Origin of the sequence: Microbacterium sp. USTB-Y (genome assembly GCF_023703415.1) — a bacterium.
Lineage (GTDB): Bacteria > Actinomycetota > Actinomycetes > Actinomycetales > Microbacteriaceae > Microbacterium.
Genome location: NZ_JAGMTU010000003.1, coordinates 96,542 through 114,579, shown reverse-complemented (window position 1 = coordinate 114,579; position 18,038 = coordinate 96,542). Strand labels below are relative to the sequence as shown.

At 71.2% G+C, this 18,038-nt stretch carries 12 protein-coding genes and 1 riboswitch; of the genes, 9 read left to right on the top strand and 3 right to left on the bottom strand.

From position 1 onward, the window contains the following. Positions 1-177: 177 nt before the first annotated feature. A complete protein-coding gene (locus J8G10_RS07765; RefSeq protein WP_251442721.1) occupies positions 178-2,790 on the bottom strand; it encodes an ATP-binding cassette domain-containing protein in 2,613 nt (870 codons plus the stop codon). A 110-nt stretch (positions 2,791-2,900) separates the two neighbouring features. On the opposite strand from J8G10_RS07765, the gene J8G10_RS07760 reads away from it, so the two are divergent. From J8G10_RS07760 to J8G10_RS07745, 4 genes are all read left to right on the top strand, one after another. After that, positions 2,901-4,028, top strand: a complete 1,128-nt coding sequence (locus tag J8G10_RS07760) for an enoyl-CoA hydratase/isomerase family protein (RefSeq protein WP_251442719.1) — start codon at positions 2,901-2,903, stop codon at positions 4,026-4,028. A gap of 124 nt (positions 4,029-4,152) precedes the next feature. After that, positions 4,153-4,401, top strand: coding sequence for a hypothetical protein (locus tag J8G10_RS07755; protein WP_251442717.1), 249 nt, complete (start codon positions 4,153-4,155; stop codon positions 4,399-4,401). A 203-nt stretch (positions 4,402-4,604) separates the two neighbouring features. Continuing rightward, positions 4,605-6,332 (top strand): ABC transporter ATP-binding protein, encoded by a 1,728-nt coding sequence (locus J8G10_RS07750; RefSeq protein ID WP_251442715.1) that lies wholly within the window; start codon positions 4,605-4,607, stop codon positions 6,330-6,332. 89 nt (positions 6,333-6,421) lie between these two features. Continuing rightward, complete coding sequence (locus tag J8G10_RS07745) at positions 6,422-8,611, top strand: ABC transporter ATP-binding protein (protein ID WP_251444339.1); 2,190 nt, start codon at positions 6,422-6,424, stop codon at positions 8,609-8,611. A gap of 147 nt (positions 8,612-8,758) precedes the next feature. Here the strand turns inward: J8G10_RS07745 and J8G10_RS19545 are convergent, their stop codons facing one another. After that, on the bottom strand, positions 8,759-10,549 hold the full coding sequence (locus tag J8G10_RS19545) for a D-alanyl-D-alanine carboxypeptidase (RefSeq protein ID WP_251442713.1): 1,791 nt from the start codon (positions 10,547-10,549) through the stop codon (positions 8,759-8,761). A 108-nt stretch (positions 10,550-10,657) separates the two neighbouring features. Then, positions 10,658-10,767, top strand: a riboswitch (TPP riboswitch). Between J8G10_RS19545 and J8G10_RS07735 the strand changes: the two genes are divergently transcribed. The 3 genes from J8G10_RS07735 to J8G10_RS07725 all read left to right on the top strand — a co-directional run bounded on the left by J8G10_RS07735 (position 10,763) and on the right by J8G10_RS07725 (position 13,762). After that, on the top strand, positions 10,763-11,401 hold the full coding sequence (locus J8G10_RS07735) for an ECF transporter S component (RefSeq protein WP_251442711.1): 639 nt from the start codon (positions 10,763-10,765) through the stop codon (positions 11,399-11,401). Its footprint overlaps the riboswitch before it by 5 nt. 1 nt (position 11,402) lies before the next feature. After that, on the top strand, positions 11,403-12,890 hold the full coding sequence (locus J8G10_RS07730; RefSeq protein WP_251442708.1) for an ABC transporter ATP-binding protein: 1,488 nt from the start codon (positions 11,403-11,405) through the stop codon (positions 12,888-12,890). A gap of 86 nt (positions 12,891-12,976) precedes the next feature. Further along, positions 12,977-13,762 (top strand): energy-coupling factor transporter transmembrane protein EcfT, encoded by a 786-nt coding sequence (locus tag J8G10_RS07725; protein ID WP_251442705.1) that lies wholly within the window; start codon positions 12,977-12,979, stop codon positions 13,760-13,762. 44 nt (positions 13,763-13,806) lie between these two features. Here J8G10_RS07725 and J8G10_RS07720 read toward each other — a convergent pair whose 3' ends face one another. Next, complete coding sequence (locus J8G10_RS07720; protein WP_251442703.1) at positions 13,807-14,439, bottom strand: TetR/AcrR family transcriptional regulator; 633 nt, start codon at positions 14,437-14,439, stop codon at positions 13,807-13,809. A gap of 197 nt (positions 14,440-14,636) precedes the next feature. On the opposite strand from J8G10_RS07720, the gene J8G10_RS07715 reads away from it, so the two are divergent. Both J8G10_RS07715 and J8G10_RS07710 read left to right on the top strand, forming a co-directional pair. Continuing rightward, a complete protein-coding gene (locus tag J8G10_RS07715) occupies positions 14,637-15,944 on the top strand; it encodes an MFS transporter (RefSeq protein ID WP_251442701.1) in 1,308 nt (435 codons plus the stop codon). Positions 15,945-15,973: 29 nt separating this feature from the next. Beyond that, positions 15,974-17,755 carry a glycoside hydrolase family 3 protein gene (locus J8G10_RS07710; protein WP_251442699.1) on the top strand — a complete coding sequence of 594 codons (1,782 nt, stop codon included), beginning with the start codon at positions 15,974-15,976 and terminating at the stop codon, positions 17,753-17,755. Positions 17,756-18,038 lie beyond the last annotated feature (283 nt).

Sequence of the window (18,038 nt, the reverse complement as noted above, 5' to 3'; positions counted from 1 at the left end):
CGCGCGGCTCTGATCGGCACCGACGGGTGTCCAGCCTGAATTGTGCGCACGGCGCCGACCAGCACCGCCGGATCCCGGGATCGCGGACCCGGATCCTCCCGGAAACGGAGTCGTCCCCCTGGGAACGGTCCATGGACCGTGCTCAGGGGGACGACTCCGTTTCCGGAGGGTGCGGGATCAGTTCCCGGAGTGCTCGCCGTCGTGGTCGTGCGAGTTCTGTCCGTCGCCGTGGTCGTGCGAGTCCTGTCCGTCGCCGTGGTCGTGCGAGTCCTGTCCCTCGCCCTGGTCGCGCGATTCCTCGGCCTCGCCCTGATCGTGCTCGGCGTGCTCCGGCGCAGGCTGCTCCTCGCCCGTCGGGCCGGGGGTGTACGAGGGGGCGTCGTCGTTGTAGAAGGCCCGCGCCGCGGCGGCGAGCGATGCACTGACGGCGGCGGCCCGCGGGTCGTCGTCGTGGTGGATCTCGCCCTGGGTCACATCCTCGAGATCGTCGTCATCGTCCGGCGCCTCGTCGAGGATGACCTGGATCTCCTGGGTGCGTCCCTCGGCGAGGGCGTCGAAGATCTCGATGCCCGCGATCTGCGCGGTCTCGGTGCTCGGCTCGGGGGTGATGAACTCGTCCTCGGGGGACGGCGTGGTGATGACCGTGGTCGCGGCGGTCGGGGCGTCGTCGATGTCGTGGTGCTCGGCGGTCCCGTCCTGCGCGTCGTCGTTGGAGTGCGCGTCCTGCTCGACGTCCTCGCCTTCCCCGCCCGGCTCGCGCTGCTCGGAGTCGGCTTCGTGCTGCTCGGATGCGCCGTCCTGGTCCTCGGTCCCATCGTGGTCGGTGTGCTCCGGATCCTGCACGGCCAGCGGGACGCCGGTGATCAGGTCGTCGAACGACACCGCGGCGGCCTCGGCGGGGATCGTGAGCGCGGCGGTCTCGAACGAGCCGAGCGCGGTGCCCTGCTCGTCCTCGGCGCCGTCGGCGGCGTGCGTGAGCGGGGCGTCGGAATGCCCGTCGCCGAGCGGCGCGCCGTCCTCGGATCCGGCCTGCTCCGCGGATCCGACCTGCTCCTCGGATCCCGCCTGCTCGTGCCCGTCCTCGTGCCGCGGCTCGCCATGCGCGTCGTCGGTGACGATCGGGGCCGTCAGCGCGATGCCCGCGGCGATCGCGTCGGGCTCGTCCTTGTCGGCGTCCTCGGCGGGTTCCTCGGCGGGCTCGTCCTTGTCGGCATCCTCGGCGGGCTCGTCCTCGGCGGGAGCCTCCGGCTGCGTCGCGTCGTCGGTCTCGCCCGGCGCCTCGGAGTGCTGCTCTCCGGCGTCCTCGGATCCGGCCGCGTCGCCCTCGTGCGCCTCGGCCTCGGAGCCCTCCTCGGCCAGGGCCTCGGCCTCGCCGTCGGAGGGACCGTCGGAGTGCTCCTCCGCGTCCTCCGCATCCTGCTCGGCCGCATCGCTCGACGACTCGGCCTCCGCAGCGGCGCCTTCCTCCGGAGTGCCGTCGGGCTCGGCGCCCTGGTCTTCCTCCGGTGCGGAATCGTCTGCCTCGGCGGTGCCCTCGCCCTCGTCCTGAGCGTTCTGCGCGGCGGCGTACTCCGCGGCCTCGCGGCGGGTCGTGGGGATCGCCACCGTGTTCGCGTCGGCCTCGTCGGCCGTCGCAGCGGGTGCGCCGAACAGGTCCGCGGCCCCGGCTCCGGCGGCGACGACGGGCACGGCGGCGGCCGCGCCGAACAGGCCGGCGACGGGCGGGGTCACGAGGGTTGCGTCCTCGGCCGGCGCGGCTTCCTCGGCCTCGGCGTCCTCGGTCTCCGCGCTCTCGGCCGGCTCGGCGTCCTCCGCGACGGGAGTCCCGGGGACGCCAAGGGGAGCCGCGGCGTCGCCGGGCGGAGTCACCACCGGGATCGCGCCGGTGATCGGGCTGCGACGGCCGTGCACGAGGTCGAGGAAGACCTCCTCCAGGCTCGGCCCGCGCTGCTGCAGCGTGGTGAGCGCCAGCCCCGCCGACGCGGCGACCGCGCCGACCGCGGCGGCGTCGGTGTTGTGCACCGTGAGGCCGGAGCGCAGCACGTCGAAGCTCAGCCCGGCCTCGCGCAGCGCGCGGGTGAGGGCCGCCCTGTCGTCGGCGTCGACGACGACGGAGCCCGTGGTGGGATCCGACAGCTTGCCGATGCTGTCGGCGTAGACCAGCCGGCCCTTCGAGAGCACCAGCACGTTGTCGGCGATCTGCTCGATCTCGCTCAGCACGTGCGACGAGACGAGCACCGTGCGTCCCTCGTCGGCCAGGCGGCGCATCAGCAGGCGCATCCAGCGGATGCCCTCGGGGTCGAGGCCGTTCGCCGGTTCGTCGAGCACGAGCGCGCCGGGGTCGCCGAGCAGAGCGCCGGCGACGCTGAGACGCTGGCGCATGCCGAGCGAGTAGGCGCCGATGCGCGTCTCGGTCTCGTTCTGCAGGCCCACGAGCGAGAGCACCTCGTCGACGCGGGAGAGCGGGATCCCGTTCGCCTTGGCCGCGATCGACAGCTGGCGGGGTGCGGTGCGGCGGGGCCGGTAGACGGCCTCCTCGAGCACGGATCCGATCGTGCGCAGCGGATGGCGCAGTTCTGCGTGCGTGACGCCGCCGATCGTGGCCGTGCCGGAGGTCGGGCGGATCTGGCCGAGCAGCAGCCGCAGGGAGGTCGTCTTGCCGGCGCCGTTGGGGCCGAGGAACGCGGTCACCGCACCGGGCTCGATGCGGGCGGAGAGGTCGTCGACAGCGGTCAGAACGCCGAAGCGCTTCGTCGCGTGCGAGAACTCGAGCACTTGTCCGTCGGTCATCCGCGGCCTCTCATCGATACGGCAGTTCCCCTCTATCCTGCCGGATGGGGAGTGAAAACGCAGGTTGATCCGGGCCATTCCGCCTGATTGCGCGCGGTAACGTGGCCTCCGTGAGCACTGTCGAGCACGCCCCCTCCGCCGCCTCCGTCGAACCCGAGGTGCTCGTGCGCACCGAGGGCGCACTGGGCCGCATCACGCTGAACCGCCCGCGCGCGCTGAACGCGCTGAACGTCGGCATGATCCGCGCCGTGCACGCCGCGCTGGACGCGTGGCGCGACGACAGCGACGTCGAGATCGTCTTCATCGACGGAGCCGGGGAGCGCGGCCTGTGCGCCGGCGGCGACGTGCGGGAGCTGCACGCGCAGATCGTCGCGGGTCGCAGCGCCGAGACGGTCGAGTTCTTCCGCGAGGAGTACGCGATGAACGCGGCCATCGCGGAATACCCCAAGCCCATCGTCGCGATCGCCGACGGCATCACGATGGGCGGCGGCATCGGCGTCGCCGGGCACGCCGCGATCCGCGTCGTCACCGAGCGCTCGCAGCTCGCGATGCCCGAGGTGCGCATCGGCTTCACGCCCGATGTGGGCGGCACCTGGCTGCTCGGCCGCGCCCCGGGGCGCCTCGGCGAGTTCCTGGCCCTGACCGCCGGGACGATGAGCGGATCCGATGCGTTGTACGCCGGTTTCGCCGACTTCTGGGTGCCGTCCGAGCGGATCGACGCCCTCCGCGATGCGCTCGCCCACCGCGCGGATCCGACTGGGCCGAGCGAGATCGTGATGCTGTTCGACGAGACTCCGGATCCGTCCCCGCTGTCCGCGCAGCGGGCGTGGATCGACGAGGCCTTCGCCGCCGACACCGTTCCGGAGATCGTGGCGCGCCTCCGGGCGCTCCCCGAGCCGGCCGAGGAGGCGCCGGGAACCAGCGCCACCGGCACGGTGCCCGGACCCGCGGCGACCGCCGACCTCCTCGAATCGCTCGCGCCGACCGCGCTCGTGGTGACGCTCGACGCCGTGCGCGAGGCCCGGGCGATGGACTCCGTGCGCGACGCGCTGGCGGGGGAGTACCGCCGGGTGCTGTGGTTCGTGCACCATCACCCGGACCTCGTGGAGGGCATCCGGGCCCAGCTCGTCGACAAGGACCGCAACCCGCACTGGGATCCGCAGACCCTCGCGGATCTCGCCGAGGATGCCGCCGCCCCCGCCCGCGACTACGTGCCGCCCGTTCCGCTCTGGAGCTGAGGACCGTCCTCCCCACTCAATCCGGCGAGCGAGTTCTGCACCGATCGTGCGTTTCCGCAGTCGTGGTGCGCGCGCGTCGCTAGCGTTGTTGTCGGCGCGATCGCGGAGGGCGCAGAATAGGGGCGTGCACGTGTCGGTGGAGCTCATCGGAGTGGTGCTCACGGGGTTCGGCGTCGTGATCACCCTCGGTCTCGGCATGCTGTCCGGATTCGGCTGGATGGCTCGCCGGATCGACCGGGTCGACGACAAGCTGTCGGCGCGGATCGACGGCCTGTCCGCGCGGATCGACGGCGTCGAGACCGAGCTGACCGAGGTCAAGATCGGGATCGCGCGTCTCGAGGGGCCGCGACCGCACCTCATCGTGGGGCGCTGAATCCCGCGCCGGGTTCCTCAACCGGATCCGGAAATGCGCGTCCGAGCAGGGGTTCGTTTCGCCCATAGCGAAGATCTGAGTCGATCCGTCGCAAGGGGGATGTGAATGTCCGTGCCGCGTGGCATGGTGTTTCGTGGCCGTTCGTCGGCCGATCTTCCCGGGAGTCCGCCCCGGGGAGTCCGCTCCCACAAGGAAGTCCGCCTGTGCTCGGAAAGATCCTCTTCCGCTATCTGAAGCGATACAAGTGGTTGCTGCTCGGCGTCCTGGTGTTCCAGTTCGGCAGCGCGTTCGCGTCGCTGTACCTGCCGCGCCTCAACGCCGACATCATCGACAAGGGCGTCGCCAACGCCGACACCGCCTACATCTGGTCGCACGGCGGGCTCATGCTCGCGGTCTCGCTGGGCCAGATCATCGCCTCGGTCATCGCGACCTACTTCGCCGCGCGCGCGGCGATGGGCCTCGGCCGCGACATCCGCGCCGACGTGTTCAGCCGCGTGAGCGGCTTCTCCGAGCGCGAGGTCTCGCAGTTCGGCGCCGGATCCCTGATCACCCGCAACACGAACGACGTGCAGCAGGTGCAGATGCTGGCGATGATGGGCTCGACGATGTTCATCACCGCTCCGCTGCTCGCGATCGGCGGCATCATCATGGCGCTGCAGACCAACCTCGGCCTGAGCTGGCTGATCGCCGTCTCGGTGCCCGCGCTGCTCATCGTCGCCGGCATCATCATCGGCCGCATGGTCCCGCTGTTCCGCAGCTACCAGGGCAAGCTCGACAACGTCAACCGCATCATGCGCGAGCAGCTCACCGGCGTCCGCGTCGTGCGCGCGTTCGTGCGCGAGCGCATCGAGGAGGAGCGCTTCCGCGGCGCCAACACCGACATCATGGTCGTCGGCCGCAACGTCGGATCGCTCTTCGTCCTGCTCTTCCCGCTGTTCATGCTGATCCTCAACGTCACCATCGTGGGCGTGATCTGGTTCGGCGGCATCGAGGTGAACAACGGCACGGTCGAGGTCGGCACGCTGTTCGCCTTCATGCAGTACATCGGGCAGATCATGATGGGCATCATCATGTCCAGCTTCATGGCCATGATGATCCCGCGCGCCGCGGTCTCCGCCGAGCGCGTCGGCGAGGTGCTGGACGCGGAGCAGAGCATGACGCGGCCCGAGAACGGCGTCACGACCTTCCCGGTTCCGGGGGCCGTGGCCTTCGACGACGTCTCCTTCACCTACCCCGGCGCCGAGTCGCCGGTGCTGCACGGGATCAGCTTCGCGGCGGAGCCCGGCGAGACCGTCGCGATCGTCGGATCCACCGGCGCGGGCAAGACCACGCTGATCTCGCTCATCCCGCGTCTGTTCGACGTCACCGGGGGCGCCGCCTTCGTCGGTGGCACGGACGTGCGCGAAGCCGACGTGGACGCCCTGTGGAAGAGCATCGGGCTCGTGCCGCAGCGTCCGTTCCTGTTCAGCGGCACGGTCGCGTCCAACCTGCGCTACGGGCGCGAGGAAGCGACCGATGAAGAGCTGTGGGCCGCGCTCGACATCGCCCAGGGGAGGGACTTCGTCTCGGAGATGCCGAACGGCCTGGACTCGACCATCGCCCAGGGCGGAACGAACGTCTCCGGAGGGCAGCGCCAGCGGCTCGCGATCGCCCGCGCGATCGTCCACCAGCCGGAGATCCTCGTCTTCGACGACTCGTTCTCGGCGCTCGACCTCACCACCGACGCCCGGCTGCGCCAGGCGCTGTGGCGGGAGCTGCCGCACGTGACCAAGATCGTGGTCGCGCAGCGCGTCTCGACCATCACCGACGCCGACCGCATCGTCGTCCTCGAAGGCGGCACGATGGTGGCCGTCGGCACGCACGAGCAGCTGCTCGAGACGAGCGACACCTATAGAGAGATCGTCGAGTCGCAGCTGGGGGTGGACGCATGAGCGACAACGTGGACAAGAAGGCCGCACGCGCCGAGCGCGCGGAGGCCCGCCGGGCGAAGTACGCCGGCGGATCATCGGCGACGGCCGAGATGACCGACGCCGAGAGGGAAGAGGCCGAGCAGGCCGAGAAGGCGCGTCAGCAGGGCGGGGGCATGTTCGACGGCCCCGCTCCGGGCAAGGCGAATCAGTTCGGTCCGAGCTTCAAGCGGATGATCGGGCTGCTCAAGCCCAGCGCCGTGTGGTTCGTGCTGGTCTCGATCTTCGGGGCGCTCGGCGTCGTCCTCTCCGTGGCCGCGCCGAAGGTTCTCGGCAACGCGACGAACATCATCTACGAGGGGTTCGCCTCGCTGCAGCTCGCCAAGCCGCAGAACGGCTTCCCCGGGTTCCCGGACGGCACCACGCAGGCGCAGGTCGTCGAGCAGCTGCGTGCCATGAAGCAGAACCAGTTCGCCGACATGGTGGCCGCGTTCGGCCCGTTCAAGGTCGGCGACGGGATCCAGTTCGATCAGTTGCGCTGGGTCATCACCGCGGTGCTCGCGATCTACGTCGGATCCGCGCTGCTGAGCTGGATCCAGGGCTATGTCATCAACGTCATCATGGTGCGCACGATGTGGCGCCTGCGTGAGGACGTCGAGGCGAAGATCAACCGCCTGCCGCTGTCGTACTTCGACAAGGTGCAGCGCGGAGAGCTGATCTCCCGGGTCACGAACGACATCGACAACATCACGCAGACCATGCAGCAGTCGCTGTCGGGCGCGATCACCTCGGTGCTCACCGTGGTCGGCGTGCTGATCATGATGTTCTCGATCTCGTGGCAGCTGGCTCTCGTCGCCCTCGTGGCGCTGCCGCTCATGGGCGTGATCTTCGGCGTCATCGGACCGCGTTCGCAGAAGGCGTTCGGGATCCAGTGGAAGAAGGTCGGCCGCCTGAACGCCCGTGTCGAGGAGGCCTTCTCGGGCCACGCCCTGGTCAAGGTCTTCGGTCGCGAGAAGGACGCGCTGGACAAGTTCCAGGTCGAGAACGAGGAGCTCTACCAGGCCGCGTTCAAGGCCCAGTTCCTGTCCGGGCTGATGATGCCGGCCATGACCTTCATCGGCAGCCTGACCTACGTCGGCCTCGCCGTGCTCGGCGGCCTCATGGTCGCGAGCGGTCAGCTCCGCCTCGGCGACGTGCAGGCCTTCATCCAGTACTCGCAGCAGTTCACCCAGCCGCTCAGCGAGCTGGGCGGCATGGCGGCGGTCGTGCAGTCCGGCACCGCCTCGGCCGAGCGCGTGTTCGAGCTGCTGGACGCGGAGGAGCAGGATCCCGACGCCGAGGACGCACCCACCGTCACCGACGGCAAGGGCGTCATCGAGTTCGAGCACGTCGCCTTCTCCTACACCGAGGACCGCCCGCTCATCACGGACCTGTCCTTCCGGGTCGAGCCGGGACAGACAGTGGCGATCGTCGGCCCGACCGGCGCCGGCAAGACCACGCTGGTGAACCTCATCATGCGGTTCTACGAGCTCAGCGGCGGGCGCATCCTGCTCGACGGGCAGGACATCTCCCAGATGGAGCGGTCGGACCTGCGCTCCCGCACCGGCATGGTGCTGCAGGATCCGTGGCTGTTCGCGGGCACGATTCGGGAGAACATCCGCTACGGCCGTTCGACCGCGACGGATGACGAGGTCATCGAGGCTGCCAAGGCGACCTACGTCGACCGCTTCGTGCACGCGCTCCCCGAGGGCTACGAGACGAAGCTCGACGAGGACGCCTCAAACGTCTCGGCCGGTGAGCGCCAGCTCATCACGATCGCCCGCGCCTTCGTGGCGCAGCCGTCGATCCTCATCCTGGACGAGGCCACGTCCGCCGTCGACACCCGCACCGAGCTGCTGCTGCAGCACGCGATGGCGGCACTGCGGCACGGGCGTACGTCGTTCGTGATCGCGCACCGGCTGTCCACCATCCGCGACGCCGACCTCATCCTCGTGATGGAGCACGGAGACATCGTGGAGAAGGGAACGCACGAGCAGCTCATCGCCGCCGAGGGCGCCTACTGGAGGCTGTACCAGTCGCAGTTCGAGCAGGCGGCGAGCGACACCGACGCCGACGAGGCGCTCGTCACCGGGACCGTCACGGTTCCGGTCGAGGGCTCCGTCGCGTCGGAGGTCGAGGCCGGTGCGGCCTCGGTCGCCGGTGCCGGATCCGCTCCGGTCGCGGTCGCCGAGCGCGTCACCGAGGCGGTCGAGGCTCCCGACGGACCGCGCATCGAGTTCGGCGACGGCGGCGACAAGCCCTGATCCCGATCCCGTCACGAGCGCCGTCGTCCTGTCCGCAGGGCGGCGGCGCTCCGTCGTTCAGGCCGCGGCGCTCCGTCGTTCCCGCCTCAGCGCTCCGCCGTTCCCGCCGCGGTCGCCGATCGTCGGCGCCCGGGCGGATGCGGATCCCTACTTCGTCAGGCCGAACAGCTCGAGCGGGTGGGTGAGCCGCCACCACAGGCTCGGGCCCTTCAGCTCGGTGCGCAGCTCGAGCGGCACCGTGGTCGAGTCCAGGGGGCCCTTGAGCGCGAGCGTTCCGGCCTTCTCGCCGGCCTTCCACGTGTCGCCCAGCGAGAACTTCGTCGTCGCGGACGCGGCCGCGCCGTTCCAGAGCGCGACCCGGCCGTCCTCGGCGGCCACCACCTGCGAGCTCTCGCCCCAGGCGGTGTCGACGGTGCCGAGGACCGCGCCCTGGGACACCGTCTGCGGCTGGTTCTTCAGAGCCGCCTCGGCGTCGGCGTAGAGCGCGCGGGACGCATCGACGCGGCCCTGGTCAGTGTCCTGCCCGAGCGCGGCCACGAAGATCCGCACCGTGGCGCCGTCGTCGGTGACGTCCTTCGCGGAGAGCAGGTTGTAGCGGGTGTCGGCGCCGTCGCCGATCGTGCCCGTCTTGATGCCGACGATGCCCGCATCATCGATCAGCCCGTTGGTGTTCTTCACGACCCCGGCCCCGGGCAGCTCGACGCTCTTCTGCTTGACGATCTCGGCGATCACCGGGTTCTTCTCCGCGATCTCGCCGAGCGTGATGAGCGCGCGCGGGGTCGCGACGTTGCCGAAGTCGAACCCGGAGGGAGTCACCACATGGATCTCGCCGAGATCGTGCTGGCTCAGCCACTGGTTCGCGGCGGCCGCGTATCCCTCGTCGGATCCCCACACCTCTCGGGCGAGACGATCGGCGTAGTTGTTCGCGGATCCCAGCAGGATCCCCTCGAACAGCTGGTACTGCGTGAGGGATCCGTCCACGGGAACATCGAGCGCCGACTGATCCTGCCGCAGGTAGTCCCAGTAGTCGTCGCTGTCCGCCTGGGTGAACGCGAAGGACGGCCCCTGTTCGCCGGGCTTCAGCGGCAGCTTCTCGAGAGCGACGAGCACGGTGACGAGCTTGGTGATGCTCGCCATCGGCACCTGCTGCTCGGCGGACGTCAGAGTGCCGAAGCCCTGCACGCTCACCGCAGCGCTTCCGGAGGCAGGCCAGGCCGTCGCGGCCGCTGCGGCCGGGACCGGCTGGAACGCGACCGCGGTGGTGACCGGCTTCACCGCATTGAGAGGCCAGAGCGCGGTCGTGGCGCCGTAGGCCACGGCGACCGCGAGCACCCCGGCGAGGGGCAGCAGCACCGCCGGCCGGGCGAGACTGCGCCGGGGGGCGTCGTCGAGCAGTGCGCGGGCCGGCGTCGGGGCGTCGGCTCCGGTGGCTGCGCCGACGCGGGCGACGTCGACCCAGGAGAGCGCCGCCGTCGGGGCGCGGTCGGGGCCGCGGACGAGCGATGCGGAGGGCAGCGGCTGGGCCGTCCGGGGCGCGGCGGCAGCGGCTGCCGAGGCGACGGGCTCCGGCGCGACGGTGCGCGCAGGGGCGGCGAGAACGGGGGTGGCCTCGGCCGGTGCGCTCGCGATCGCCGGATCCTTCGTGGCGGCCGCCGGGGTGGACGGGGCGGGATCCGGCGTGCCTCCGAACAGCGGTGCAGCAGCGGCGGAGTCCAGCGCGGGGAACAGCGGTTCCTCCTCGCGCGGAGGGAACAGCGACGCGGCCCCGGTCCGCTCCGGTGCGTCGGGGAACAGGACTGCGGTCTCCGGTGCGTTTCCTCCCGCGGGTGCCGGAGAGTCCTCTGCCTCGGTCGCGCGGGAGCCGTCGACAGCGGGTGCGTCGGCGTCGGCGATCTGCGGATCGACCTGGGCGGCCCCCGGACCGTCGTCATTGTTCACCCCCCTACCGTATCTGGCGGCCCCGTCGGAGGCCGGTATCGCAGGGCGTTCCCGCGTCTCGCCGTGTGACGAGACGGTCGCCGAAGGGTCCGCACGGGGCTAGGATGGGCGGATCACCACGGGAGTCCGGCGAGCCGGGCTGAGAGGGAGCGAATCGCGCTTCGACCGTCGAACCTGATCCGGATCATGCCGGCGCAGGGAGGAGCAACTGTCATGCACGCAACAGCAACCGCACACAACGGGAGCACCGGGGCGGTCGCACGCCGCCTGAACTGGCGGGTCGTCGACATCGTCGTCGCCGCCGTGCTGGGTGTCGCGATCGGCCTGGTCTTCTGGGTCTGGAACACGATCGGGTACGCCTGGTTCACCGCCGCCGACGGGCTCACGCCGGGCCTCGGCGGCATCGCCGTCGGCATCTGGCTGCTCGGCGGCGTCGTCGGCGGTCTCGTCATCCGCAAGCCCGGCGCGGCGCTCGTCGTCGAACTCGTCGCGGCGATCGTCTCGATGCTGATCGGCAACATCTGGGGCGTCTCCACGGTGCTCGAGGGCATCGCGCAGGGCCTCGGCGCCGAGCTGATCTTCGCGATCTTCCTCTACCGCCGCTTCTCCCTGCCGGTCGCGGCCCTCGCCGGAGTGGGCGCCGCTGCCGGTGCCTGGCTCTTCGAGCTGCTGTACGGGAGCTCGCCGAACATCCTGAAGTCGGTCGAGTTCAACGCGATCTACCTCGGCACCCTGGTCGTCTCGGGGGCGGTGCTCGCCGGTGTGCTCGGGTGGCTGCTGGTGCGCGCCCTCGCAGCGACCGGCGCCCTCAGCCGCTTCGCCGCCGGACGCGAGCTGCGTCGCGAGGTCTGAGATGACCGCGGGTGCCGCCCGCGTCGTCGCGGACGGGTGGGGCTGGCGTTACGCCGGCCGCCGCCTGCCCGCGGTCAGCGACGTGTCGTTCGTGATCGAACCGGGGGAGCGCGTGCTGCTGCTCGGCGCCTCCGGTGCGGGCAAGTCCACGCTGCTGACGGGCATCGCAGGGCTCCTCGGCGACGCCGAGGAGGGCGAGCGCAGCGGATCCCTGCTCGTCGACGGCCTGGATCCCGAACGACAGCGCGGCCGCATCGGCCTGGTGCTGCAGGATCCCGATGCCGGTGTCGTGCTGAGCAGGGTCGGCGACGACGTGGCTTTCGGCTGCGAGAACCTCGCCGTCCCCGCCGACGAGATCCCGGAGCGGGTGCAGGAGGCGCTCGACGCGGTCGGGCTCGACGTCCCGCCGGATCGCCGGACCGCGGCCCTCTCCGGTGGACAGAAGCAGCGGCTCGCCCTGGCCGGCGCCCTGGCGATGCGCCCGGGGCTGTTGCTGCTCGACGAGCCGACCGCGAACCTGGATCCGGACGGAGTGCGCGAGATCCGCGCGAGCGTCGAGCGGGTCGTCGAGGCGACGGGTGCGACCCTCGTGGTCATCGAGCACCGCACCGCGATCTGGGCCGACCTGATGACGCGCGTGATCGTGGTGGGCGCCGACGGCGGACTGCTCGCCGACGGTGCGCCCGCCGAGGTCTTCGACGCCTACGGCGACGCCCTCGCCGAGGCCGGCGTGTGGGTGCCGGGACACCCGGTGGCCCTGCCGGTGCTGCCGGCCGCCGACGCCGCTCCCGCCGGTGAGGGCGCGGTTCTCGCGGCCCGCGCCCTCGCGGTCTCCCGGGATCGCCGCACGGCCGTGCAGAGCGGGCTCGACCTCGCGGTGCCGGGCTCGGCGGCCACGGTGATCGTCGGACCGAACGGTGCCGGCAAGTCGACCCTTGCGCTCACGCTCGCCGGGCTCCTGGACCCGCTGAGCGGAACCGTGGAGGCTGCAGAGGGGCTGCGGGGCCGGCGCGGCCTCCGTCCGTCCGCCTGGTCGTCCCGCGAGCTGCTCACCCGCATCGGGATGGTGTTCCAGGATCCCGAGCATCAGTTCCTCACGCAGACCGTGCGCGACGAGCTCGCCGTCGGGCCCCGTGCCCTCGGATGGCCCGGGGCCCGGGTCGACGACGTGGTCGACGCGCTGCTGGAGCGGCTCGGGCTCACGGCGCTCGCCGCGGCGAACCCGTTCACGCTCTCGGGCGGGCAGAAGCGCCGGCTGTCGGTCGCGACCGTGCTCGCCGCGGCGCCGGCCGTCGTGGTGCTGGATGAGCCCACCTTCGGGCAGGACCGCCGAGGCTGGATCGGGATCGTCGGCCTGCTGCAGGAGGAGATCGCCCGTGGCACCACGGTGATCGCGGTGACGCACGACGAGGAGGTGATCCGCCATCTGGGCGGACACCGGATCCCCCTCGCCCCCGCCGACGCGGCCCGGACCGAGGAGGCGGCATGACGCGCCTCGACCTCGGCCGGACACAACGCAGGAGAAACGCCGTCGGCGGGCCCGGATCCGGGGCGGAACATGCGGGATCTCCTGCGTTGCGTTCGGCAGAGGACCGGGCCGACGCCGGGGCCTGGATCGACGGCGTCAATCCCGTGACCAGGATCCTGCTCGCGCTGCTGCTGTCCATCCCGCTGTTCGCCTCGATCGACATCACGAGCGGGCTCGTCGCGATCGGGCTGCAGCTGCTGTGCCTGCCGCTCACGGGTCTGCGCCCCGGCACGGTGCTGCGCCGGCTCGCCCTGCTGCTCGTCGTCGCCCCGGTCGCGGGCGTGAGCATGCTGCTCTACGCGGCGCCGGGCGGGCAGGTCTTCTTCAGCTTCGGCTTCGCGCACATCAGCGAGGCGTCGATCCAGCTCGCGATCGCGGTGTCGATCCGCGTCGTCGCGCTGGGGCTGCCGACCATCCTGCTGTTCGCGCGGATGGATCCGACCGCGCTCGCCGACGCCCTCGCCCAGGTCGCGCACCTGCCGAGCCGGTTCGTGCTCGGGGTGCTCGCCGGCACCCGGATGCTGGGGCTCTTCCTCGACGACTGGCGCACCATGTCGCTGGCCCGCCGGGCGCGGGGCGTCGGCGACCGGGGGGTGCTGCGGCGGTTCGTCACGATGTCGTTCGTGCTGCTCGTGTTCGCGGTGCGCCGCGGGACCAAGCTCGCCCTCGCGATGGAGGCGCGCGGATTCGGATCCGACATCCCGCGCACCTGGGCCCGTCCGTCCCGGCTGAGCGGTCGCGACGCGATCGCGCTCGCGGGAGGCGCGGCCATCATGGCCCTGTCGATCGCCGCGGCCGTGCTCCTCGGCACGTTCCGGTTCGTCTGGTCCTGAGGCCCGGCCGGGGACGTTTCGTCTCGGTCGCTGCGCGTTCCCGCTCAACGATCCCGATGCGGGAGAGGGTCACCGTCGAGTGGCACCACGAGCAGCTCCTCGATGCGGCGGCGCACGGTCTCGGCCATGTCGACCGACGCCGGATCCAGCAGCCACTGCAGCTGCAGGCCGTCCATGAGCGCGGTGAGCTCGGCCGCGGCGCGGTCCTCGTCCACGTGCGGGGAGAGATAGCCGGCGTCGCGGGCATCGCGGAGGGCCTTCGCGGTGCCGGAGCGGATCCGCTGATAGCGCTGGACGAAGTAGTCGTGCGCGGGGTGTGCGGGGTCGGCCGCCTCCGCGGACAGCACCGCGTACAGCGCGATGATGCCGCCGACCTCGGTGTTGTGCCGGGCGAGGTCGACCATGCCGCGCAGGACGCCGATGCCGTCCTGCCCCTGCGAGCCGTTGCGACGGAAGCGCTCGCGGTCCTCGCGATCCCTCGTCTCCAGCACCGCCTCCATGAGCGATTCCTTGGTGGGGAAGTGGTGCGCGAGGCCGGCGCGGGAGATCTCGCAGACCTGCGCGATCTCGAGCATGGTGGCGCTGTTGAAGCCGACGCGCCCGAAAAGCGCGGTCGCGGCCGCGATGATCCGCTCCCGCCGGGCCCTGCCCGTGGTGTATCCGCGTTCCGTCGTCATCGGTGTCCCATCGTATGCGTCCGCGGTCGTCGGAGGGGGTCGTCTCGACGCCGGATCAGCGGTGCGCAGACCGCTCGGACAAAAACCTACACTTGTGCCGGTTTTTCATGCTAGCGTGCCATCAACCGGATCCGAGGCCGCGCCGAGCGCTCTCGTCCCGGCCGACCCGATCCCACCGCCTTCCCCAAGGACTGACAATGTCGTCGACTTCTTCTGACGCACCCGGACTGCGTCCGCCCCTCACCGAGACCACGTTCGTCGCCACCGCCTCCGGTGAGGACGACCCGCCCGCGCCGATCAAGGGCGTGCGGCGGCTGCTCGCCTGGATCATCCCCGCGAACTTCGCGATCTTCGTGATCTGGGGGGCCGTCCCCGGCATCCTGCTGCAGGCGCAGCTGATCGCGATGTTCCCCGATGAGAACACGCAGGTGGCCAACATCGCGATCGTGTCGACGATCGGCGCCCTCGGCGCAATGATCGCCCAGCCCGCCGCCGGGCAGCTCTCCGACCGCACGCGCTCGCGGTTCGGCCGCCGTGCGCCCTGGATCATCGCGGGCGCGATCGTGGGCGGCATCGCCCTGATCGCCCTCGGGTTCATGAACAACCTGGTCGGCATCATCCTCGCGTGGACGCTCATCCAGGTCGCCTACAACTTCGCCCAGGGCCCGCTCTCGGCGATCCTGCCGGACCGGGTCCCGGTCGCCCGTCGCGGCACGTTCGCGGCGCTCTCCGGCATCGGCCTCATGCTCGGCGCGCTCGGCGGCCAGATCATCGGATCCCAGCTCGCGCACTCGATCACGCTCGGCTACATCATCTTCGCCGTCTTCGCGGTCGTCGTGCTGCTCGGATTCGTCGTCGCGAACCCCGACCACCCCAGCCTCAACTTCCAGAACGAGCCGTTCAGCTTCGGCGAGTTCCTGCGCACCTTCTGGGTCAGCCCGATCAAGCACCCCGACTTCTTCTGGGCCTTCACGGGCCGCCTGCTGCTCTACACCGGCTACTTCGCCGTCACCGGGTTCCAGCTGCTGATCCTGAAGAACTACCTCGGGGTGAAGGATCCCTTCTCCGTGATCCCCCTGCTCGGCATCCTCAGCCTCGTCGGGATCCTCATCGCGACCGTGGTCTCGGGACCGCTCTCCGACAAGGTGGGCCGGCGCAAGCCGTTCGTCTTCGGATCCTCCCTGCTCATGGCGGTCGCGCTGGTGTTCCCGATGATCGCCCCGTCGTACACGTCGTGGATGATCATGACGGTGATCAGCGGCTTCGGGTTCGGCATGTTCCAGGCGGTCGACACCGCCCTGATGAGCCAGGTGCTGCCGTCCGCCAAGAACTTCGCCAAGGACCTGGGCGTCGTGAACATCGCCGCGACGCTGCCGCAGACGTTCGCCCCCGGCGTCGCCGGCGCGATCGTGCTGGCCTTCGGCTACGGCGCGCTCTTCCCGATCGCGATCGTGCTGAGCGTGCTCGGCGCGGTCAGCGTCTGGTTCATCAAGTCGGTCAAGTGACAGAGTCGAGCACTGAGGAGAACATCGATATGACGGACACCGTGAACGAGGCCCCGCTGCCGTACCGCGACGCCTCCCTGCCGATCGACGAGCGCGTCGAGGACCTGCTCGGCCGGATGGAGCTCGCCGACAAGGTCGGGATGCTGTTCCACACCATGGCGGCCTATGCCGATCTCGACGAGGGCAACCCGACCTTCGGCCTCCCCTCGATCTCGTCCATGGTGCGCAAGCGCCGGATGAGCCACTTCAACCTGCTCGGCGCCGCGCCCGGCGGCCGCGAGTTCGCCGCCTGGCACAACGCGCTGCAGCGGATGGCGCTGGACACGCCGCTGGGGATCCCGATCACTCTCTCCACGGATCCGCGGCACTCGTTCAGCGACAACCCGCTCACCTCGCTCATGGCGGGCCCGTTCTCGCAGTGGCCGGAGACGCTCGGCTTCGCGGCCCTGGCGTCCCCGGAGCGCCTCGAGCGCTTCGCCGACATCGCGCGGCAGGAGTACCTCGCGGTGGGTCTGCGCGTCGCACTGCACCCGCAGATCGACCTCGCGACCGAGCCGCGCTGGTCTCGGATCGCGGGCACGTTCGGCGAGGACGCGGATCTCACCTCGCGCCTCGTGGTGGGCTACATCCGCGGCTTCCAGGGCTCCGAGCTCGGGCCCGACTCGGTCGCGACCATGGTCAAGCACTTCCCGGGCGGCGGCCCGCAGCTCGACGGCGAGGACCCGCACTTCGAGTGGGGCAAGGAGCAGGTCTACCCGGGCGGCCAGCAGGAGTACCACCTGCGCCCGTTCATCGCCGCGATCGGCGCCGGGGCGACCCAGATGATGCCGTACTACGGCCAGCCGGTCGGCACCGACTGGGAGGAGGTCGGCTTCGGCTTCAACAAGGGGGTGCTCACGGATCTGCTGCGCGACCGCCTCGGGTTCGACGGGATCGTCTGCACCGACTGGGGCCTGCTCACCGACGTCGTCGTGTTCGGCGCCGACATGCCGGCCCGGGCCTGGGGCGCCGAGGACCTCACCCGTCCGCAGCGCATCGTCAAGGCGCTCGACGCGGGCGTCGACCAGTTCGGCGGCGAGCTCTGCACCGATGAGCTGCGCGGACTCGTCGAGCGCGGCGAGGTCTCCGAGGCGCGCCTGGACGTGTCGGTGCGGCGGCTGCTGCGGGAGAAGTTCCGGCTGGGCCTCTTCGAGAACCCGTTCGTCGACGAGGAGGCGGCGGAGTCGCTCGTCGGCCGTGCCGACTTCGTCGCCGAGGGCCTGGACGCGCAGAGCGACTCGCTCACGCTGCTGACCAACGGCGCGGTCGACGGCCGATCCCCGATGCTGCCGCTCGCGCGCGGCGTGAAGGTCTATGCCGAGGGGGTGGCCGCCGACGCGCTCGCCGCCTACGCGACCGTCGTCGAGAGCCCGGAGGACGCCGATGTCGCGATCCTGCGCATCAAGGCGCCGTTCGAGGACCGCGACCGCGGCGGCTTCAGCGACCTGTTCCACTCCGGATCCCTGGAGTTCCCGGCCGAGGAGCACGCACGCCTGACGGCGATCGCCGAGACCGTTCCCACGGTGATCGACATCTACCTCGACCGGCCCGCCGTGCTCGGCGGACTCGAGGAGGCGGCCCGTGCGGTGCTGGCCGACTACGGCGCCTCGGATGCGGCCGTGCTGCGGGTGCTGTTCGGCGAGCGCGGACCCCAGGGCTCGCTGCCGTTCGACCTGCCCCGCTCCGACGCGGCCGTCGTCGCGAGCCGGTCGGACGTCGCGTTCGACACCGAGAACCCGACCTTCCGGTTCGGGCACGGCCTGCGGTACTGACGCCCTCATTCCCCGGGCGCCCCGAGATCTCGGGGCGCCCGGCACCACGAGCGCGGCGCGGCGCCGCCAGCGCGGCGCCTCCGGCGCGGTGCCCCGCCTCTGGTGCGGCACCGCCAGCGCGGTGCGGCTGGCGTGGTGCGGTGACCGCGAGCGCGGTGCGGTGACCGCGAGACCGAACCCTCGTCCCGAGACCGCCGTTCTTTTCATCGGTCTCGGGACGCGAGTTCGGTCTCGTCCCTTCGATCGATCTTTCGTTCCACCTTGTGCACGATGGCGGACGGCG

What these genes read in the sequence shown, in the direction of transcription:
- J8G10_RS07710 (WP_251442699.1), top strand. Translation starts at nt 15,974, where the DNA reads ATGACGGACACCGTGAACGAGGCCCCGCTGCCGTACCGCGACGCCTCC.
- J8G10_RS07715 (WP_251442701.1), top strand. Translation starts at nt 14,637, where the DNA reads ATGTCGTCGACTTCTTCTGACGCACCCGGACTGCGTCCGCCCCTCACC.
- J8G10_RS07720 (WP_251442703.1), bottom strand. Translation starts at nt 14,439, where the DNA reads ATGACGACGGAACGCGGATACACCACGGGCAGGGCCCGGCGGGAGCGG.
- J8G10_RS07730 (WP_251442708.1), top strand. Translation starts at nt 11,403, where the DNA reads ATGACCGCGGGTGCCGCCCGCGTCGTCGCGGACGGGTGGGGCTGGCGT.
- J8G10_RS07735 (WP_251442711.1), top strand. Translation starts at nt 10,763, where the DNA reads ATGCACGCAACAGCAACCGCACACAACGGGAGCACCGGGGCGGTCGCA.
- J8G10_RS07765 (WP_251442721.1), bottom strand. Translation starts at nt 2,790, where the DNA reads ATGACCGACGGACAAGTGCTCGAGTTCTCGCACGCGACGAAGCGCTTC.
- J8G10_RS07745 (WP_251444339.1), top strand. Translation starts at nt 6,422, where the DNA reads ATGACCGACGCCGAGAGGGAAGAGGCCGAGCAGGCCGAGAAGGCGCGT.